The sequence below is a fragment of the Methylobacterium sp. E-065 genome, assembly GCF_022829605.1.
Taxonomy (GTDB): domain Bacteria; phylum Pseudomonadota; class Alphaproteobacteria; order Rhizobiales; family Beijerinckiaceae; genus Methylobacterium.
This window is the reverse complement of sequence record NZ_JAKSYD010000206.1, coordinates 23,705-41,551: the sequence shown is the minus strand read 5'-3', so window position 1 is coordinate 41,551 and position 17,847 is coordinate 23,705. Positions and strand designations below refer to the sequence as shown.

Here is a 17,847-nt window from a genome sequence, read left to right as displayed (position 1 = left end):
CATCGCACCGGTCATGCGCGCGATCGGCCGGGCGATTCCGAAGATCGCGAACAGCAATGCGGCGGCGGCGACCGCGAGGCCGACCACGGTGGCCACCACGGCGACGAGCTTGGCGCGGGTCGCTTCCCGGGCGGTCTCGGCGACGTTGGCCTCCGTCTGCGCGCGGGCGGAGGCGATCGCTTCCGTGAGGCTCGCCACGGCCTCGTCGTTGCGCGCCCCGGTGGCGGGATCCAGCACGAGCGCGAGGGCTCCGGGCTGGTCGCCCGCGATCATCAGCTCGACCACTTGCAGCTGGACGTTCTGGTAGGCGTTCCAGGCCGTGGTGAAGCGCTCGTAGATCGCCCGGTCGCGCGGTGCCGTGAGTCGGTCCTGGAAGGCTTGGCGCAGGCCCGAGAGCGACCCGAGCGTATCGGTGAGGGCGGTCTGGTTCTTGTCCAGGGCTGTCGCGTCGGGGGACGCCACCGCGAGCCTGTAGAGACTCAGCCGCGCGTCCCGGACGGCCGTCCCGATCGCCTCGGCCTGGTTCTGGGTCGGCAGCGCCTGCTGTGAGACCGCCGTCGCGTTCTGTTCGATCTCGGACAGGAACACGACACTGGCGACGCCCTGGCCGGCCGCGGCGAGCGCCAGCAGGGCGATCGCGCCGGAGAGAACCGTCTTGAGGGAGATACGCATGGAAATTTCCGTCTTCGCGGCGGTGCCGCGCCTTCAGGTTGCGTATTCTCCGATAAAAATCTTAATCCTTTTCCGTTTTGAGACCGGAATTATCTCTACAGCCACTTCTTCCAGCGGAAGAAAAAGTACGGAAATACCGCGGCCACGACCATCATGATCAGGGCCATCGGGTATCCGAACGACAAATCCAGTTCCGGAATGGACTTGAAATTCATGCCGTAGATCGACGCGATCAGCGTCGGCGGCATGAAGACGACCGCCATGACCGAGAACAGCTTGATGATGTTGTTCTGCTCAAGGTTGACGAGACCAAGGGTCGCGTCGAGCAAAAACTGAATTTTGTTGTTCAGGAAGGTCGCGTGCTCCTCCAGGGATTGAAGATCCCGCAGGGTCGAGCGGACATCCTCCCGCAGGTCGCGCGGGGCTTTGTTGGTTCGGTACGTCGCCGAGAGCGCGAGCAGGATGCGCTCCATCGAGACGAGGCTCTCGCGTTGCTTCGAGATCAGGTCGCCGTGCCGGCCCAGCGCGCGCAACGTGTCCTGAAGGGCGGTGTTGCGGGCGGAAGGATCGTCCTGCACCTCGAAGATCTTGCCCGAGAGGCGGTCGATCCGCTCGCCCTGCAGCTGGAGCACGTCGGCGGCCCGGTCGATCACCGCCTCGATCAGGCCCGCCAGGATGGTCTCGCCGGAAGGCGCGGAGGCGCTGCCGTTGCCCATCGTGCGGCCAGCGCGCTGCGTGTACATCCGGAACGCCTGCGGCTCCTCGTGGCGCACCGTCACGAGGCGGTTGCCCCGCAGGATGAAGGTGATGCCGGCGAGCCCCGGTTCCTCGGAATCGCTCACCTTCGAGAGCACCCGCCCGGTCATGTAGCGGGCGCCCTCCTCGACATAGAGCAGCTCGGACGGCTCGATGTCCTTCATCTCCTCGCGGGTCGGCACCTCAATGCCCGCGAAGGCCTCGACCTTCATCTCCTCCTCGCGGCTCGGCCGGATCAGATCGAGCCAGACGGTATCCTCGGGAATCGGATCCTGGAGGTCGATGATGCGGCGTTCAAGCAGCGCGGATCCGGCGCCGACGGCGGGCTGGTGGATGAAGATCACGAACAGGTCTCGGGTGCAGGACGATCACGGGACAGCGCTGGGTTTTATCCGCATCCGGCACAGCGACTCCCGGCGCAAGCTGCGCTGGGGGTGTGACGGTGTTTTCTGACGCTTCCGTGACATCGCGGTCAGGCTTGCCGCGCACCGGTCGGTCTCCGGTGCAGAGCCCCCGTCAGCCGTCCGCGGGGTGCACCTGGCGAACGGACGTGCGCCGGTGGTCAGGCGCCGCGTCATCCGCCGCCGAATCTAACCGACGCTGGCGACCGGCCTAATTGCAGCCGTCGCAGATGCTGTTGTCGATCTTGTCGGTCAGGGCGCGCTCGCGCCGTTGCTCCTGGCGGGACGGAACCTCGCCGGGGCCCATGGAGGTGCCCGGCGGCTTGGTGACGCCGTAACGATTGGTGTTCGGCGCCGTGATCGTCGAGGCGGGGCCACCGCCTGTGCCGGTCTCGTCGGGGGCGACGGTCTGTGCGGCCAGCGAGCCCGGCAGGGCGAGGCTCAGGGCGGCGAGCGCCAGCGGGCGCAGGGATCCTCTGGGCATGGAAAATCTCCAATCGCCGAGAGAACGTGAGAATCCCCTGCAGGTTGCGTCGCTCATCGCCGTTGCGCCGCGCGTCGGAACACGCCGACCATCTCGACATGCCCCGCATGGCGGAACTGGTCGACCGGCGTGACCGATTCCAGCTGGTAACCGCCGGCCACCAGCGTGGCGGCGTCGCGGGCGAAAGTGCCGGCGTCGCAGGCGATGCCGATCACCAGCGGCACTTTCGCGGCGGCGAGCTGGCGGGCCTGGGCCTCCGCGCCGGCCCGGGGCGGATCGAACACCACGGCGTCGAAGGCGCCGAGTTCGAGGGGCAGCAGCGGGCGGCGGAACAGGTCGCGCCGCTCGGTGGTGATCTGGCGCAGGCCCGTCGCGGCCCGGAAGGCTCGGTCGAGACCGGCCAGCGCCGCCGCGTCGGATTCCACGGCATGGACCGCAGCGCGCCCGGCCATCGCCAGGCTGAGCGGCCCGCAGCCCGAGAACAGATCTGCGACCTTGCGGATACGGGACCCAAGGGCCGCAAGGGTCAGCTCGACGAGGACAGCCTGTCCCGCGGCAGTCGCCTGAAGGAACCCGCCGGGCGAGGGGTAGAGGCGCGTGCCGCCGTCGGTCACCGAGACCGGTTCGGCCTCCATCAGACGTTCGCCGTGGAGCGACAGCCGGGCGAGGCCGAGTTCGCCCGCGACCCGCACCAGGGCGGCCCCGACGCCGGCGCTCACCGGTCCGTGGCCACGCAGGTCGACGTCGAGACCCTGGTCGGTGGCGGTGACGGCCACGTCGAGCGGCTTGCGGCCATGGCCGAGGGGAGCGGCGAGGCGGCGCGCCACGTCGGGCGCCGGGTGCAGCGCCGGCACCGTAATCGGGCAATGGTCGATCGGCACCAGTTCGTGGCTGCGCGCCGCCATCAGGCCCGCCTCGGCGCGACCCTCGACCGCCCGGACATGGAGCGTGAGCCTCCGCCGTCCGGTGCCGTGAGCGTCGATGGCGGGCTCGGGCGCAACGCCGAGACCGGCCTGCGAAAGGGCCTGGGCGACGAGGCCCCGCTTCCACGCGAGTTCGGCCGGCCGCGCGAGGTGCTGGGTGCGGCAACCGCCGCAGCGCATCACGTAGGGGCAGAAGGGCTCGACGCGGTCGGCCGAGGGCTGCTCGACGCCGAGCAGTTCGGCGCGGCGCCCCTCGCGCTGGATCGCGACGCGCTCGCCGGGCAGCGCATAGGAGACGAGGGTCCCGTCCTCCGCGATGCCGTCGCCGCGGGCGCCGAGATCGCGGATCGTGATGGTCTCGCTTATCGTTTCACTCACGCCAACCTCGCGCCGATCAGGAACTCGGCATTGCCGTCGCCGCCGGTCACCGGCGAGGCGATCAGGCCCAGGATCGCGGCGCCGAGCCGCTCCAATTCGCCGCGCACGGCCGCGCAGACCTCCGCGTGGATAGCGGGATCGCGCACCAGGCCGCCCCGGCCGATCCGGTCGCGGCCGGCCTCGAATTGCGGCTTGATCAGCGCGACGAGTCCCGAGCCCGGCGCCAGGAGGGCTGGTAGCACCGGTAGCACGAGGCGCAGGCCGATGAAGCTGACATCGACGCTCGCGAGGTCCGGTCGCGGCGCCAGCGCGGCGGGATCCAGGCTGCGGATATCGGTGCCCTCGCGGTTCACCACCCGGGGATCGGCCAGGAGTCGCGGATGGAGCTGTCCCCGGCCGACATCGACCGCATGGACGTAGCGCGCGCCCCGGGTGAGCAGCACATCGGTAAAGCCGCCGGTCGAAGCGCCGACATCGAGGGCGACGCGCCCCGCCGGATCGAGGCCGAACGCGTCCAGGGCCGCGGCCAGCTTGAGGCCCCCGCGCGAGGCGTAAGGGTGCTCGGGGCTAGACTCGATCCGGGCCCCGGGTTCGATCGCCTCCGAGGCACGCGCGAGCGGCCGGCCGTCGACGCGCACCAGCCCGGCGCGGATCGCGGCCTGCGCCCGGGCCCGGCTCTCGAAGTGGCCGTGCTCCACCAGGAACAGGTCGGCACGGCGCGCCGCCGTAGTGCGCTCCGGTATGGTCCGGTCTGAGGTCATCAAGGCTTCGTGCGGTCCCGGCAGATCTGCGGCATAGGTGCCCCGCTCGGCCCTGTCGCTGGCGAGCGCGCTCCCTAACTAGACCGGGCCTGACAGGAGAGCCACCGCATGATTCGTACCCTGCCGCTGCTCGCAGCGCTCGCGACCGTCGCCGCGGGCGCAGCCCACGCCCAGGAACCGCCGAAGGAGGCCGCCAAGGCCGCCGAGACCTTCTCGGCGCCGATCAAGAACGCCAAGGGCGACACGATCGGTTCTCTGGCGATCCGCGACGGTGCCAATGCCCTGGTGCTGCGCGTCGCCCTTCAGGCCGGCGCCCTGTCGCCCGGCTGGCACGGCCTGCACTTCCACGCGGTCGGCGATTGCTCCGATCCGAAGTTCATGAACTCCAAGGCGCATGTGAACCACGACCAGAGCAAGCACGGCCTGCTGAACCCGGACGGGCCGGACGAGGGCGACCTGCCGAACCTCTACGTGGCGCAGGACGGCTCGGCCAACGCCGAGGTCTGGAGCGAGACGCCGCTCAACGGCGAGGGCGGCCTGAAGGACGGAGACGGCTCGGCGCTGATCATCCACGCCAACGAGGACGACCACACCACCCAGCCGATCGGCGGCGCCGGCGACCGGGTCGCCTGCGCGGTGATCAAGTAGCCGTCTACATCCTGAGCGGGTCGCAGGTTTTCATCGCAAAGCCGGCGGCCACTGTTGCGAAACCCGCTCAGGTAGCTGCGTGGGGCGAGGGGACTTCCGGCGGGATCGGCCGGGGTCGGCCCGCCTCGTCGACAGCCACGAAGGTGAGGGTGGCCTGCGTCACCCGCTCGCGGACCTGGGTGCAGAAGCGCCGCGCCCAGGCCTCGACCTCGATCTTCATCGAGGTCCGGCCGACATGGGAAACCCGGGTGTAGACGCACAGCACGTCGCCGACCCGGACCGGCCGGATGAAGGTCATGGCATCGAGCGCCACGGTCACGACCCGGCCCTGCGCCCGGTCGACCCCCGCGATACCGCCGGCCTGATCCATCTGCGACAGGACCCAGCCGCCGAAGATGTCGCCGTTGGCGTTGGTGTCGGCCGGCATGGCGATGGTGCGGACTGTCAGGTCGCCCTTCGGCAGATCGATCTCCGGAGGCGGCGCCACGCTCGCGGCCGATGAGATCCCGACGTGCTCCATGCCGACCACCCGTCCGTCGCGCGCCGTCAGGAGAGAAGGCCGGCGAGCTTGAGCCCCGCCGCCAGCAGGATGGCGGCCGCGCTCAGGATGCATTCGAGTGGGATCGATTGCCAGAGGTCCGGTGACGCCGCGGCAGGCTCGGCGCTTTGTGCAACATCGTTCATCGGGCATCCTCCCGGGCGGCCGATCTGTCGTCGACGATCCCGTCTTCGGCATCATACCGCATGGTAACTTCATGCGCAGCCCGACTCACGGCATGAAAAACCCGGCGGCTCGGGGAGCCGCCGGGTCGGTCAGGCCGGAATCAGCTTAGTAGTAGAACCGGCGGCGGTAGTAGGGGCGGCGATAGAAGGGCCGCGGGCCGTAGAACCGGCGACGGTAGTAGGGGCGGCGGTAGAAGGGCCGCGGACCGTAGAAGCGACGACGATAGTAGTACTGGGCCTTCTCGGCCACCGCCGGCGCGGCATTGGCCGGCAGGGCGAGCCCCGGGCCGATCGGCGCGGCGGACGCGCCCTCCGGCGCTGCGGCCGCGAAGCCCAGCACCAGCAGGGCCGCGAGCAGGAATTTCCTCAGCACGGTCTCGACTCCCATTGTGTGATTGCGTCTCCGACGACGAACCGCACGGGAAGCGAGAACCCACCGCCCGGTCCGAAACGCTGCAACGCGTGGGCGAGGTGAAGCGTTGCAGCGTAACCACTGCTGAGTTTTCGACAGGGTTGATCCCGGGTTGAGAAAGGCCTGGGACGCGCGGCGTCAGGCGATCTTCGTGGTCATGTCCTCGATGCGCGCCTCGGCGCTTTGCCGCACGAGGGCGATGCCGTGCTCGCAATCCTCGCGACGGACGTAGCCCTCACCGGACTCGGCAATCACCTCGCCGTTGCGCGCCCGCAGGCGCCAGCGCCACTCGCCCTTCACATCCCGATAGAGTTCGAACCGCATGGTGCAGGCTCCCTGACAATCCGCCCGCTGAAATGGGTTGCCGCGTCAGGAAGGGAAGGCGCCCACCCGAGGGCGGGCGCCGGACGTCACACGCGGGAGAACGGCGCCGTTCTCCCGCATTAGCTCGGAGCCTGCTTACTTCGCCTTGGTGGCGATGCCCTTCAGGCCGGCCTCGTAGACGCCGGCGATGGCCTCCTTGGCCTTGTCGTCCGGAGCGCCCTTGGCCTTGAACGTGCCCGTCCACGTCACCTTGGAGCCGCTGCCGGCCTTCGCCACCATGATGGTCGAGTGGTAGTCGGTCACGGGCAGCGGGCCTTCCAGGATCGTGTAGGTGTAGTCCATCTTCTTGTCGCTGCGGGACTCTTCCTCCTCGACGATCGTCCCGCCGCCCTTCAGACTGAGCGTCCGGACATCCTTGCCGCCCTTCTTGGACAGGGCGCATTTCTCGATCACCGGATGCCAATCGCCGATCCCGCAGAAGCCGCCGATCGTCTTCCACACCGCCTCGGGCGCAGCGGCGACATCGACCGACTTCGTGACTTCCAGGGCAAGAGCCGGCGACAGCGACGCCACGACGAGGGCGGCGGCCGGGACAAGAATCCTTAGCATGAGGCGTTTTCTCCGATGATTGGATTGCTGGCTCTAGGGCCGGCTCGCTCAGTTAGCGCGCGTTCGTGCGGCTACGAGATCGACGTCTGACGGCTCACGAAGGTGTGAGCACGCGAAAAACCGCCCGGGACGGATCCGTCCCGGGCGGCTGTGCTGTCTCACCGCGTGCCATGCCCGATTGCGTTGCGATCAGGCACGGCTCCAACGCTCTGGTGTAGAGCGCTCTCCGCTGAGCCAATATCCAGTTCGGCGGAAAGCGTTCGAAGTCGTGGCCTGTTTAGGAGCGGGGCGCCCGCTCCAGCCAGCCGATGTTGCGGCCCTCGCTACCGCCGCCGCCGCCGCTGCGCGGCCGGGCATCGGCCCGCTGGGGCCGGCTATCGCGGCTCGGACGGCTCTGGTTCGGGCGCTGCTCGCCCTGCGGCCGGGCCTCGCGGCCCTGCGGAGCCTGGCCACGGCCCTCCTGCGGCCGGCCCTCTTGAGGCCGTCCCTGCCGGGGTGCGGCACCCTGACCGCCGAAGCCGCGTCCGCCTTCGGGGCGCCCCTGCTGAGGACGACCCTGCTGCTGCCGGGGCCGCTGCTGGCCCGGGCGGCCACCACCCGGACGCTGCTGCTGCCGCTCGGGCCGGCGCTCTTCCTCGCGGGCGATCTCGGCCGCTTCCTGGCGGGACGGCGGAGTGAAGCCCTCGGGGAAGCCCGCCACCGGCACCTTCTGGCGCGTGATCCGCTCGATGTCGCGCAGGTAGGCCTTCTCCTCGTCGTTGCAGAACGAGATGGCGAGCCCGTCCGCGCCGGCGCGGGCGGTCCGCCCGATCCGGTGAACGTAGCTCTCCGGCACGTTCGGCAGATCGAAGTTGATGACGTGGCTCACGCCCTCGACATCGATACCGCGGGCCGCGATGTCGGTGGCCACCAGCACCCGGCAATCGCCGTCGCGGAAGGCCTGGAGCGCCCGCTCGCGCTGGGGCTGGCTCTTGTTGCCGTGGATCGCGGCGGCCGCGATGCCGACCTTGTCGAGGCCGCGCACGACGCGGTCCGCCCCGTGCTTGGTGCGGGTGAAAACGAGGACGCGCTCGATCGCCGGATCGCGCAGGATGTGGCCCAGCAGCGCCTGCTTGGCGCCGGTGTGGACGAAGATCACCTGCTGATCGACCCGTTCGGCCGTGGTGGCGACCGGCGTCACCGCGACCTGGACCGGATCGGTGAGGTACTGGCTCGCCAGCCCCGCGATGTTCTTCGGCATGGTGGCCGAGAAGAACAGGCTCTGGCGCTTCTGCGGCAGCATCTTCACGATGCGCTTGAGGGCGTGGATGAAGCCGAGATCGAGCATCTGGTCGGCCTCGTCGAGGACGAGGATCTCGACACCCTCCAGCGTCAGCGAGCGGCGCTCGATCAGGTCGATCAGGCGGCCCGGCGTGGCGACGAGGATGTCGACGCCCGGCGCCAGCGCGCGCTCCTGGCGGCTGATGGTGACGCCGCCGAACACCACCGTGTTGGTGAACGACAGGTGCCGGCCGTAATCGGAGAACGATTCGGCGATCTGGTTGGCGAGCTCGCGGGTCGGCGAGAGCACCAGCACCCGGCAGCCGCGGCGCGGGGCCCGGCGATCCGAGAGCGCGAGGCGGTGCAGGATCGGCAGCGCGAAGGCCGCGGTCTTGCCGGTGCCGGTCTGGGCGATGCCGCAGAGGTCGCGGCCCGTCATGGCCGGCGGGATCGCCTGGGCCTGGATCGGGGTCGGCACGACGTAGCCGGCTTCGCTGAGCGCCCGCAGCACGGGCTGGGCGAGGCCAAAATCGGTGAATTGGGTCAAGGATGTATCCGATGCAGCAGGTCCGGCCGGGCGCCGCGCGTTTCGCGCGAGAAATGCCGTGTTGAGGCCGGTCCGTTGGCAGGGGGCAGCCCGCGTGATGGGGCGGCCCGGGTGCATGCACGTTATGAAGAGGGGGGCCGGATCACGCCGCGATGGCGCAGGATCCGTCACGCAACCCCCTCAAGCGGGCCATGGCGGCCGCTGACGCTGCAACGCCGATATGCAGGTGTGCGGCTGCGAAGTCAACGTCGTGCGGCCTGAGCCGCCGCATGGCACCGCCCCCTCCTGTGCAAGGCTCGACAGGTCGCCGTCTTGCGCAATCCGGCCCCGGGGACAGCGTTGGCTCGCCGGAGGACGGTTCAACGCGGCTCCATCGAACCTTGAATTGCCCCGCGCGATCCGTGAGGAAGCGCGGATGGTATCGCGGGCCCGGGGATAAGCATCGGGCCAGCCGAAGAGGGGGACGAATGATCCGATCTGTTCTGTCCGTGAGCGCCGGTCTGGCGGTGATCGCAATCGTCTTGGCAGCCCTGTGGATCGGGTATGGCCCACGCCCTCAGGGCGGGCCGGACAAGCGGACCTCCACGGTGATTCCCCTGTCGCAACAGCAGCGAACCACCCTGGACGCCAAGGGGCAGTCCATCCGGACCATCGTGCCGGGATCGTCGGCCGGTCCCGGGATGGCGGCGACGGCGCCCCCGGCATCATCCCCGTCCGCTGCTGCTCCGGCGAACCCGTCGCCCGGTCCCTCGGCCGATCTCGGCTCTCCCCCGCGGCAATCCGACGGTGCGTCCACAACAGGTTTGCGAACGGAGCCGGCCCCGGGAGAGGCTCAGGCCCCCTCCGTATCGCCGGGTGGGAGCGTCGATCTCAACACGGCGTCGGTGGAGCAATTGAATGCGCTCGGGGCCGGTATGATCGGCCGGAGGATCATCGAGTTCCGTCCCTACGCCTCCCCCGATGAGCTCCTGACGCGCCGGGTCCTGAAACGCGCCGATTACGACACGATCAAAAACGCGATCACCGCCCGATAGCCCGCGAACGGACTGACGAAGTGAACAGGCGTCCATTGCGGACGTTGGTGCACGGATCACGCACAAGACGTGATCGTGGAACGCTCGAGGAGTCTGCCATGCGAAAGACCGCACTGATCGCGGCTGTTGGCCTGTTGTCGATGGGGACCGCCAGTTTCGCCGCCGAAAATGCCGGTGGTGCTGGCACGCCCGGAACAACGCCCCGCATGCAGGGCTCGCCCAATGCCGCGGGCTTCGGCAAGGCGGAGACCACAGGGACAGCCGGCGCCACCACGCCGGACACCACCGCCACCCAGGACGGCAAGATGAAGGGCCCGCCGAACGCGTCGGGGTTCCAGCACGGCACGACCGGCCAGCCATCGGGCCGCTGAGCGTCTGCGGGCGGGGGTCGATTGTCGGCTGCCGCCTCGCAGCGCCGCACTTTCCCACGGCATGACGCCGTGGGTGGGCATCGAACGTCGGGATCGGACTGAATATCACCTGCGGACCGCCGACCGGTCCCGGTAGCCAGGGCCAGTCTGGTCGACTGCAAATCTGTTGGTGATCGTGCGGGACCGCTCCTGGGGCTCTGGTCGCCCCGGTCACGTCGTTCTGCACCAATCCTGTCTCTTCAAGAGAGAGAAGAATGGTGCGGCCAAGAGGACTCGAACCTCCACCCCTCGCGGGACTAGCACCTCAAGCTAGCGCGTCTACCAATTCCGCCATGGCCGCATCGGACGCGACGATCCGTGTCCGCTCGCTCGACAAAAGCGGCCCGCGGGAAATCCCGGAGGCCGATCTGGTGCCGGCGGCGCAGCGGATAACAGATCGATCCGCCGCCGACAAGCGCTTCGCTCACGCGGACTCGTACCCGCTGTCCAGAAACGAGGCCGCACCGTCACCGATGCTGGCGCCCGGCTCCACGATCGAGGCCGCCTTGCGGATCAACTCCGTCACCTCGACGGAGATGCGGTCACCGGTCACCACGATCTGCCCGCGGGCGACCGGATGGTCGTTGGCCAGGATCTCGACCATGTCGCTGTCGCTGGCGTCCAGCTCGATCACGGCGCCGCGGCCCATGCGCAGCAGCATGTGCAGCGGCATGCGGGTGCGGCCGAGCACCACCGTCAGATCGACCTTCAGCGTCTCGAAGACCGCCACTGCCCGCCATCCCGTCTCGCGGCCAAGACCTTGCAATCGCCGGCCGCGGATGTTGAAGGCTTCGACCATCGACGCAGGATGGTGAACCATTGGTAAACGCGCCCCGCCTCATGGTGAGTCCCCATGCCTTCCCGAAGCGGCCCGGCTCCGATCCGGTCGCGGGGCCGGTGACGTGGCGGGTGAGCGACGCGCCCGTGGCGTACGAGGCCGCCGTGGCCTGGATGGAGGCGCGGGTCGAGGCGATCGCCCGCGGTACGGCACCCGAATGTGTCTGGCTGCTGGAGCATCCGCCGCTCTACACGGCCGGAACGTCGGCCCGGCCGGAGGATCTGGTGACGCCCGACCGGTTCCCGGTCCACGCCACGGGGCGGGGCGGGCAGTACACCTATCACGGCCCCGGCCAGCGCGTGGCCTACGTGATGCTCGATCTCGACCGCCGCAGCCGCGATCTGCGCGCCTACGTGGCGAGCCTGGAGGCGTGGCTGATCGAGACGCTCGCGGCTTTCAACGTCCGTGCCGAGCGCCGGGAGGACCGGGTCGGCGTCTGGGTGCGCCGCCCCGAGAAGGGGCCGGAGGTCGAGGACAAGATCGCGGCGATCGGCATCCGGGTGCGCCGCTGGGTGAGTTTTCACGGGATCAGCCTGAACGTCGAGCCGGACCTCGCGCATTTCGACGGGATCGTGCCCTGCGGGGTGCGCCTGCATGGCGTGACGAGCCTCGTCGATCTCGGTCTGCCGGTGAGCATGGCCGAGGTGGACATGCAGCTCCGGGCGGCGTTCGAGGATATTTTTGGGGTGACGGCGATGGAGTCCGTAAACGCCGGCGATCCGTGAGCGCGTTCTGGCCGAGGCAAGCCTCAGGCGTCTGCGCGTCGGATCGCAGGGCGCTGCCCTGCACCCGCGAAAGGTCTCGACCTTTCGAAACCATGACGTTCGCAACACCCGCGCGGACGTTCGCCCAACACCATCCGAACAGGCGTCGTGCGCTGTCAGAAATCCGCGTGCAGCCGCGAGGCGAAGAAGTGGGCCGGGCCGCGGTCGCGGTTGTAGCCGGGATTGTCGATGAACTGGTAGTCGAAGGTCAGGGTCACGAACTTGGTCAGGTTCAGGGCGTAATAGGTCTCCAGAGCCCGCTCGGTGCCGTAGTTGAGCCGGCCGTCGCCGATCAGCAGCCCGTAGAAGCCGCCCGCGAAGGCCGCCCGGTGGGAGGGCGAGAGCCCGTTCATCGCCGCGCCGATCCCGACGGTGTCGTCCGGCCGGTCCCAGGCCTTGCCCTTCAGCGACAGGCCACCGGAGAAGCTCTGGTCGACATCGGTGAACGAGATGTTCTCCGTGCGGCCGTCGTTCAGGCTGGCGCGGGCGAACAGGCCGAGTTCCGGCGTCAGCGCCTGTTCCAGGTTGACGTAGCCGCCGGTCTTGCGCCAGGGGCGCCGGGTTGCCCCCGCCGCGTCGTTGATGTCGTCGAACGCGCCGAGTTGCGTCAGCGTCACCACCTCCCGGTTGTTGGCCGAGTTGCCGACATTCGAGAAGAACCCGAGGCGCAGCTTGCCCGGCTGGTCCAGCCCCGGCAGGACGTAGCGCTGCTCGAACTCGGCGTTGAGCCCCGCCCGGCGGAACACCCGCGGATCGAGCACGTCGCTCGACGGCTCCTTGGGCACCTGCGTGTAGGCGGCGCGGATCGCAAATTCCGGCCGGTTGTACTCGGCATAGACACCCTGCGTGAAGCCGGGGAGGTTCGCCGGGAAGTCCCAGGCCGAGGAGCCCCAGATCGACCAGTTGAAGAAGTCCACCCGCGGATCGTGCGCGTAGATGTTGCCGTCGAAGAAGTCGCCCAGCGCGAACTTGCCGGCGATCAGCGTGATCCGCTCGGCATCGTAGCGGGTGGCAACCTGGTTCGGCCCGTCCGGCACCTCTACGGTCTCACCGCCGAGGTTGATCGTCTGCTTCACGTAGTAGCGGTTCGAGCGCAGCTTCGGGAACGGGGCGCCGGCCTTCTGCGCCTCGCCGTTGACGAAGCCGGCCACGCCCAGCGTCCGCGACAGGCCGAACCCCTGGCTGAACTCGGGATTGTAATAGACTTCCGTGGTGTCGGTGAGCTTGAGCCCGAGGAAGATCGTGGCCGTGGTGGTCTGCCGGGTCTGATTCGGGATCTGGCTCTGCGCGCCCTCATACGGCGAGCGGAAGTTCGGCACGCCCTGCGCAATCAGCGTCGTCTGCCCGTGCAAGGAAAAGCGGCCGGTATCGCCATTGTCGGGATCGTGCGGTGCCGTCTCGTCCGGATCCGGCGGGACCCGCAGCCCGTCCGGGAACCACATCAGGCGGGCGAACATCTGGTGCGAAGTGAAGCTGGCCCGGGTCGAGACCGGTCCGCCCAGATCGCCGGGGACTGTGCCCAAGCCGAAGCGCCGGCTACCGCCGAGATCGACGTAGCGATAGTCGATCCCCAGGGCGAGGTGGTCGGTGATGGCGTATTGCACGCCCGCTCCGAGCGTGAACCCGACATAGCCGAGTTCGCGCCGCGCCGTATTCTGGCTGCCCGTATCGAGATCCGGATAGGTCGCGAGGAAGCGCGCGTTCGCGCCGGCGAGGCCGAAGGACCCGTAGACGAGATAGCGCTCGAAGCTGTAGCCGAGCCGCGCCCGCAGGGTGCCGTAGAGTTCGGTCTTGGCGCGCACGATGTTGAACGCGGGGTCCACATCCGCGTAGCCGAAGCCCGCGAGGGTCGAGGGGACCGGCCGCTTCAGGTTCGCCGCGTCGATATTGGCCTCGACGCCGTATACCCAGGGGCCCGCCTGCCAGTTCCAGCCGCCGAACAGCCCGCCCACCGCCGTGGTGGCGTTGCGCCCCTGGTCGCTGCGGCCCGTCGAGTCGCCGCTCTTGAAGGCCGGGACCGGCCGCCCCCCGATCGTCGTCGGGCCGAACGTGTAGGCCCCGTAGGAGCCGCCGGCACTGCCCTCCAGTCCGACATAGCCGCCCGACCAGTCGGTGTAGGCGGATACCTCCCCAGCCGGACGCTGCGCCCCGAGGTCGGCCGCGCCGGCAGGCGCGATGACTGCAGGCGTCAGCAGGAGAACGGCCGCCTGGGTCAGCGCCGAGATTCGAGCACGGAATTTCGCTTGAGCCAGGGGCGCGGGACGGATTCTCATGCGACTCACAGCAACAATATAGCTTTTGCTAAAACCCGCTTCGCTTCCGCGCAAGCCGTGGCGGGCCGGGGCGTCGCACGCGGTGTCGCAGGTGCGGCATCGCTGCATCCGCTCCTCGGCCATGGTTTCGGCCTTTAGCGTGGCAGTTGCATGACGTTCCCGAGATCGCTGCACCGGTCAAGATCCGGTCGGCAACAGGCGGGAGAAAAGTCTTGGTTGCGACAGATTACAATCGGACAAGTGGGCGACTGAGACAGGGAAATACAGCGCCAGCATCCCAATAGGCTTTCAGATTAGAATTGTTATTATTTGATAGTGGGGTGATGCCTGTTTGAAGTTCTGGCGCGAGGGTCTATGTGCAAAACCATGCGTGCCTCAACCGCCCCGACGATTCTCCGCGGCCTCGCCATGGTCGCCGCCCTCGCGATCGCGGGATCGGCCGCGGCCAAGGAGGTGCCGATCGGCCCGCATGTGACCCGCAACGGCCTGGAAGTCGCTGCCGTCTATTTGCAGCCGATCGAGATGGAGCCTGCCGGGATGATGCGCGCGGCCGCGCAATCGGACCTCCATCTCGAGACCGACATTCGCGCCGCCAAGGACAACCGCAACGGCTTCGCCGAAGGCGACTGGGTGCCGGCCCTCGACGTGCATTTCGAGGCGGTAAAGCTCGACGGCGACAAGCCGACCGACCAGAAGGTGTCGGGGATGCTGATGCCGATGGTCGCCAATGACGGGCCGCATTACGGCGACAACGTCAAGCTGTTCGGCCCCGGCCGCTATCGCCTGAAGGTCACCGTCGCGCCCCCCGGCAAGGACAGCCATTTCGGCCGCCACGTCGACAAGGAGACGGGGGTCGGCCCGTGGTTCGAGCCGTTCGACGTCGTGCAGGACTTCACCTTCGCCGGCGTCGGCAAGAAGGGCGCCTATTAAGTTTCCGGAGGTGTTCGTGTCCCGCCCGCTGCGCGCTGCCGCACTCGTTGCCCTGCTCCTCGCTGCTTCCGCGGCCGCGTCCGTGCGCGCGGACGACATGCCGGTGATCAAGGTGGAGATGCGCGACGGCGTGATCCTCCCGGCGGTGATCGAGGTGCCGGCCAACACCCGCTTCAAGCTGGAGATCTCGAATACCGGCCAGTCGCCCGTCGAGTTCGAGAGCGCGGAGCTCAAGCGCGAGAAGGCGCTGGCGGCGGGTTCGACCTCGGCGATCGTGTTCCGCACCCTCGATCCGGGCACCTATCAGGTGTTCGACGATTTCCATCCCGACGCCAAGGCGACCCTGGTCGCCAAATGAGCGCGTCGACGACAGCGCCTGCGGCCCTGTCCGCCGTCTCTCGTCCCGCACGCCGCGCCTGGATCGACGCACGGCTCGCGCAACTCGGCGACGGCATGCGCCGCTACGGCTGGGTGCTCCGGGCCGTGCAGTGGCTGATCATCGCCGTCTACGCGGTGCTGGTGATCGTGCCCGCCCTGTTGCCGCTGCCCGACAACGCCGCCCATATCTGGACCAACCTGACGCTGGCCGCGCAGTTCGCCTTCTGGGGGATCTGGTGGCCGTTCGTGCTGCTCAGCATGGTGCTGGTCGGTCGGGCGTGGTGCGGGGTGCTCTGCCCTGAGGGGGCGCTGAGCGAGTTCGCCAGCCGTTGGAGCCGCGGCTATGCCGTGCCGCGCTGGATCACGTGGCAGGGCTGGCCGTTCCTGGCGTTTGCCGGCACCACGGTCTACGGCCAGATGACCAGCGTGTACGGCTATCCGAAGCCGGTCCTGGCGGTGCTCGGCGGCTCGACCCTGGCGGCGATCGTCATCGGGCTGCTCTACGGGCGCAACAAGCGGGTCTGGTGCCGCTATCTGTGCCCGGTCAACGGCGTGTTCGCGGTGCTGTCGAAGCTCGCCCCGATCAGCTTCCAGGTCGACCGCGCCGCCTGGGCGGCCTCGCCCAAGCCCGCCCGGGGTGCCGAGGCGTTCAACTGCGCGCCGCTCGTGCCGGTGAAGACGATGCGCGGCTCCGGGGCCTGCCACATGTGCGGGCGATGCAGCAATCATCGCGGGGCGGTGCGCCTCGCCCTGCGCTCGCCCAATCATGAGATCGTGCACGTCGCCGGCACCGAGCCGGATTTCAACCAGACCGTGCTGATCCTGTTCGGCATGCTGGCCCTGGCGGTGGGGGCGTTCCAGTGGTCGGCGAGCCCCTGGTACGTCGAGGCCAAGCAATGGGCCGCCACCTGGCTCATCGAGCGTGGGGTGACGTGGCCGCTGGAGATGTCGGCGCCCTGGTTCGTGCTGACCAACTACCCCGACCGCAGCGACGTCATGACACTTCTCGATGGCGGGCTGCTGCTGGCCTATATCGGCGCGGCGACGGTGATCCTCGGGCTTGTCCTGTCGGGGATCGTCGCGCTGGCGACCATCTCCCTCGGGGGCTGGTCGCTCCGGCGCTTTCACCACCTGACGCAGACGCTCATCCCGGTGGCGGGCTGCGGGGTCTTCCTGGGGCTCTCGGCGCTTACCGTCACGTTCCTGCGGGGCGACGGCATCGTGATCCCCTACGTGTCGGAGATCCGCGCCGGGATGCTCGGCGGGGCGAGCCTGTGGAGCGTCTGGCTCGCCTGGCGGGTCGCCGGCCTCGACGCCCACGGTCTCCGACGGGCTGCGGCCACCACCTGCATCCTCGGTGCGGCCATCCTGTCGGTGGTCAACTGGGTGCTGATGTTCTGGATCTGGTAGCGCGGTCCGCGCGCCCTCTCGCAACACCTCGCAACCTCTGGAGACCGCCATGATCGGCGCCTTCGTCATCGCCTTCCGCGAAGTCATCGAGGCGGGCCTCATCATCTCGATCGTGCTGGCGGCGACCCGCGGCATCCCCGGCCGGATGCGCTGGGTGCTGCTGGGCATCGCGGGCGGATTGGCCGGGGCCGGCCTCGTAGCCCTGTTCGCGGAAAAGATCTCCGACGCGTTCGAGGGCAGCGGGCAGGACATCCTGAACGCCGCGGTGCTGATCGTCGCGGTGCTGCTGCTGGTCTGGCACAACACCTGGATGAGCAAGCACGGCAAGGAACTGGCGGGCGAATTGCGCGCGGCCGGTGCGGCGGTGCGCTCGGGCGAGCGCGAGGCCGCTGCCCTCTCCATCGTGATCGGCGCCGCGATCCTGCGCGAGGGTGCCGAACTGGTGCTGTTCCTCTATGGCCTCGTGGCCTCGGGCACCTCGGGGGCGGATATCCAGTTCGGCGCCGTGGCCGGCATCGGGGCGGGGGCGCTGCTCTCGGCGGTGACGTATTTCGGGCTCGCGTCGATCCCCAGCCGCTATGTGTTCTCGGTGACCAGCGTGCTGATCATCTTCCTGGCCGCGGGGCTTGCCGCGCAGGCTGCCCAGTTCCTGGCCAATGCCGGCGTGGTGGATGTCCTCGGCCACACCCTCTGGAACAGCTCGGGCGTGATCGCGGAGACGTCCTGGCCGGGCCGCATCCTGCACGCCCTCGTGGGCTACACCGATCGGCCGACTGTGCTGCAGGGGCTGGTCTACGTGGCGACCATCGCGGTCATGGTTGGGCTGATGCAATGGAGCGCCGCCGACAAGCGCCGCGCCATGCGGCCTGCCTGAATGCGGGTCGGCCCGGAGGCCGACCCGCGCCCGGATCT

21 protein-coding genes and 1 tRNA gene are annotated in these 17,847 nt (G+C 69.0%); 8 read left to right on the top strand and 14 right to left on the bottom strand.

Going from position 1 to position 17,847, the window contains the following annotated elements; genetic code table 11:
* The 5 genes from MKK84_RS25465 to MKK84_RS25445 form a co-directional block, all read right to left on the bottom strand.
* Positions 1 to 672, bottom strand: a 672-nt coding sequence (locus MKK84_RS25465) for an MCP four helix bundle domain-containing protein (protein ID WP_243924818.1), incomplete at its 3' end; no start/stop codon positions are given.
* Between the two features lie 95 nt (positions 673 to 767).
* Complete coding sequence (locus MKK84_RS25460; RefSeq protein ID WP_243924817.1) at positions 768 to 1,772, bottom strand: magnesium transporter CorA family protein; 1,005 nt, start codon at positions 1,770 to 1,772, stop codon at positions 768 to 770.
* 268 nt (positions 1,773 to 2,040) lie between these two features.
* On the bottom strand, positions 2,041 to 2,313 hold the full coding sequence (locus MKK84_RS25455) for a hypothetical protein (RefSeq protein WP_243924816.1): 273 nt from the start codon (positions 2,311 to 2,313) through the stop codon (positions 2,041 to 2,043).
* 53 nt (positions 2,314 to 2,366) lie between these two features.
* Positions 2,367 to 3,614 carry a class I SAM-dependent RNA methyltransferase gene (locus MKK84_RS25450; RefSeq protein WP_243924815.1) on the bottom strand — a complete coding sequence of 416 codons (1,248 nt, stop codon included), beginning with the start codon at positions 3,612 to 3,614 and terminating at the stop codon, positions 2,367 to 2,369.
* Positions 3,611 to 4,375, bottom strand: coding sequence for a TlyA family RNA methyltransferase (locus MKK84_RS25445; protein WP_243924814.1), 765 nt, complete (start codon positions 4,373 to 4,375; stop codon positions 3,611 to 3,613). The genes MKK84_RS25450 and MKK84_RS25445 overlap by 4 nt, the downstream gene beginning before the upstream one ends.
* A 108-nt stretch (positions 4,376 to 4,483) precedes the next feature.
* Here MKK84_RS25445 and MKK84_RS25440 point away from each other — a divergent pair, with 108 nt between their 5' ends.
* Entirely contained in the window at positions 4,484 to 5,023 is a 540-nt protein-coding gene (locus MKK84_RS25440; RefSeq protein ID WP_243924813.1) for a superoxide dismutase family protein, read from the top strand.
* 67 nt (positions 5,024 to 5,090) lie between these two features.
* On the opposite strand, the gene MKK84_RS25435 is transcribed toward MKK84_RS25440, so the two are convergent.
* The 6 genes from MKK84_RS25435 to MKK84_RS25410 form a co-directional block, all read right to left on the bottom strand.
* Positions 5,091 to 5,543 carry an acyl-CoA thioesterase gene (locus tag MKK84_RS25435; protein ID WP_243924812.1) on the bottom strand — a complete coding sequence of 151 codons (453 nt, stop codon included), beginning with the start codon at positions 5,541 to 5,543 and terminating at the stop codon, positions 5,091 to 5,093.
* A 26-nt stretch (positions 5,544 to 5,569) separates the two neighbouring features.
* On the bottom strand, positions 5,570 to 5,707 hold the full coding sequence (locus tag MKK84_RS25430; protein ID WP_243924811.1) for a hypothetical protein: 138 nt from the start codon (positions 5,705 to 5,707) through the stop codon (positions 5,570 to 5,572).
* Positions 5,708 to 5,852: 145 nt separating this feature from the next.
* Complete coding sequence (locus MKK84_RS25425; protein ID WP_243924822.1) at positions 5,853 to 6,119, bottom strand: hypothetical protein; 267 nt, start codon at positions 6,117 to 6,119, stop codon at positions 5,853 to 5,855.
* Between the two features lie 177 nt (positions 6,120 to 6,296).
* Positions 6,297 to 6,482: a YegP family protein gene (locus MKK84_RS25420; protein ID WP_243924810.1), complete on the bottom strand. Its 186-nt coding sequence runs from the start codon at positions 6,480 to 6,482 to the stop codon at positions 6,297 to 6,299.
* Positions 6,483 to 6,617: 135 nt separating this feature from the next.
* Entirely contained in the window at positions 6,618 to 7,091 is a 474-nt protein-coding gene (locus tag MKK84_RS25415; RefSeq protein WP_243924809.1) for an SRPBCC family protein, read from the bottom strand.
* A 277-nt stretch (positions 7,092 to 7,368) separates the two neighbouring features.
* Positions 7,369 to 8,898 carry a DEAD/DEAH box helicase gene (locus tag MKK84_RS25410; RefSeq protein WP_243924808.1) on the bottom strand — a complete coding sequence of 510 codons (1,530 nt, stop codon included), beginning with the start codon at positions 8,896 to 8,898 and terminating at the stop codon, positions 7,369 to 7,371.
* Between the two features lie 488 nt (positions 8,899 to 9,386).
* On the opposite strand from MKK84_RS25410, the gene MKK84_RS25405 reads away from it, so the two are divergent.
* Together MKK84_RS25405 and MKK84_RS25400 are read left to right on the top strand one after the other, a co-directional pair.
* Positions 9,387 to 9,932, top strand: coding sequence for a ComEA family DNA-binding protein (locus tag MKK84_RS25405; protein ID WP_243924807.1), 546 nt, complete (start codon positions 9,387 to 9,389; stop codon positions 9,930 to 9,932).
* 98 nt (positions 9,933 to 10,030) lie between these two features.
* Positions 10,031 to 10,303, top strand: coding sequence for a hypothetical protein (locus tag MKK84_RS25400; RefSeq protein ID WP_243924806.1), 273 nt, complete (start codon positions 10,031 to 10,033; stop codon positions 10,301 to 10,303).
* A gap of 255 nt (positions 10,304 to 10,558) precedes the next feature.
* On the opposite strand, the gene MKK84_RS25395 is transcribed toward MKK84_RS25400, so the two are convergent.
* Both MKK84_RS25395 and MKK84_RS25390 read right to left on the bottom strand, forming a co-directional pair.
* Positions 10,559 to 10,643 (bottom strand) — tRNA-Leu (locus tag MKK84_RS25395).
* Positions 10,644 to 10,766: 123 nt separating this feature from the next.
* On the bottom strand, positions 10,767 to 11,072 hold the full coding sequence (locus tag MKK84_RS25390; RefSeq protein ID WP_243924821.1) for a FliM/FliN family flagellar motor switch protein: 306 nt from the start codon (positions 11,070 to 11,072) through the stop codon (positions 10,767 to 10,769).
* An 89-nt stretch (positions 11,073 to 11,161) separates the two neighbouring features.
* Here MKK84_RS25390 and lipB point away from each other — a divergent pair, with 89 nt between their 5' ends.
* Entirely contained in the window at positions 11,162 to 11,905 is a 744-nt protein-coding gene (gene lipB, locus MKK84_RS25385; RefSeq protein ID WP_409566545.1) for a lipoyl(octanoyl) transferase LipB, read from the top strand.
* Positions 11,906 to 12,060: 155 nt separating this feature from the next.
* Here the strand turns inward: lipB and MKK84_RS25380 are convergent, their stop codons facing one another.
* Complete coding sequence (locus tag MKK84_RS25380) at positions 12,061 to 14,217, bottom strand: carbohydrate porin (RefSeq protein ID WP_243924804.1); 2,157 nt, start codon at positions 14,215 to 14,217, stop codon at positions 12,061 to 12,063.
* A 366-nt stretch (positions 14,218 to 14,583) separates the two neighbouring features.
* On the opposite strand from MKK84_RS25380, the gene MKK84_RS25375 reads away from it, so the two are divergent.
* Genes MKK84_RS25375 through MKK84_RS25360 form a run of 4 tightly spaced genes read left to right on the top strand, consistent with a single transcriptional unit; the run spans position 14,584 to position 17,809 of the window.
* Complete coding sequence (locus MKK84_RS25375) at positions 14,584 to 15,147, top strand: iron transporter (RefSeq protein WP_243924803.1); 564 nt, start codon at positions 14,584 to 14,586, stop codon at positions 15,145 to 15,147.
* Positions 15,148 to 15,163: 16 nt separating this feature from the next.
* Positions 15,164 to 15,505, top strand: a complete 342-nt coding sequence (locus MKK84_RS25370) for a cupredoxin domain-containing protein (protein WP_243924802.1) — start codon at positions 15,164 to 15,166, stop codon at positions 15,503 to 15,505.
* Positions 15,502 to 16,935, top strand: coding sequence for a 4Fe-4S binding protein (locus MKK84_RS25365; protein WP_243924801.1), 1,434 nt, complete (start codon positions 15,502 to 15,504; stop codon positions 16,933 to 16,935). Before MKK84_RS25370 ends, MKK84_RS25365 begins: the two co-directional genes overlap by 4 nt.
* A 49-nt stretch (positions 16,936 to 16,984) precedes the next feature.
* Positions 16,985 to 17,809 (top strand): FTR1 family protein, encoded by an 825-nt coding sequence (locus MKK84_RS25360; RefSeq protein ID WP_243924800.1) that lies wholly within the window; start codon positions 16,985 to 16,987, stop codon positions 17,807 to 17,809.
* Positions 17,810 to 17,847: the final 38 nt, after the last annotated feature.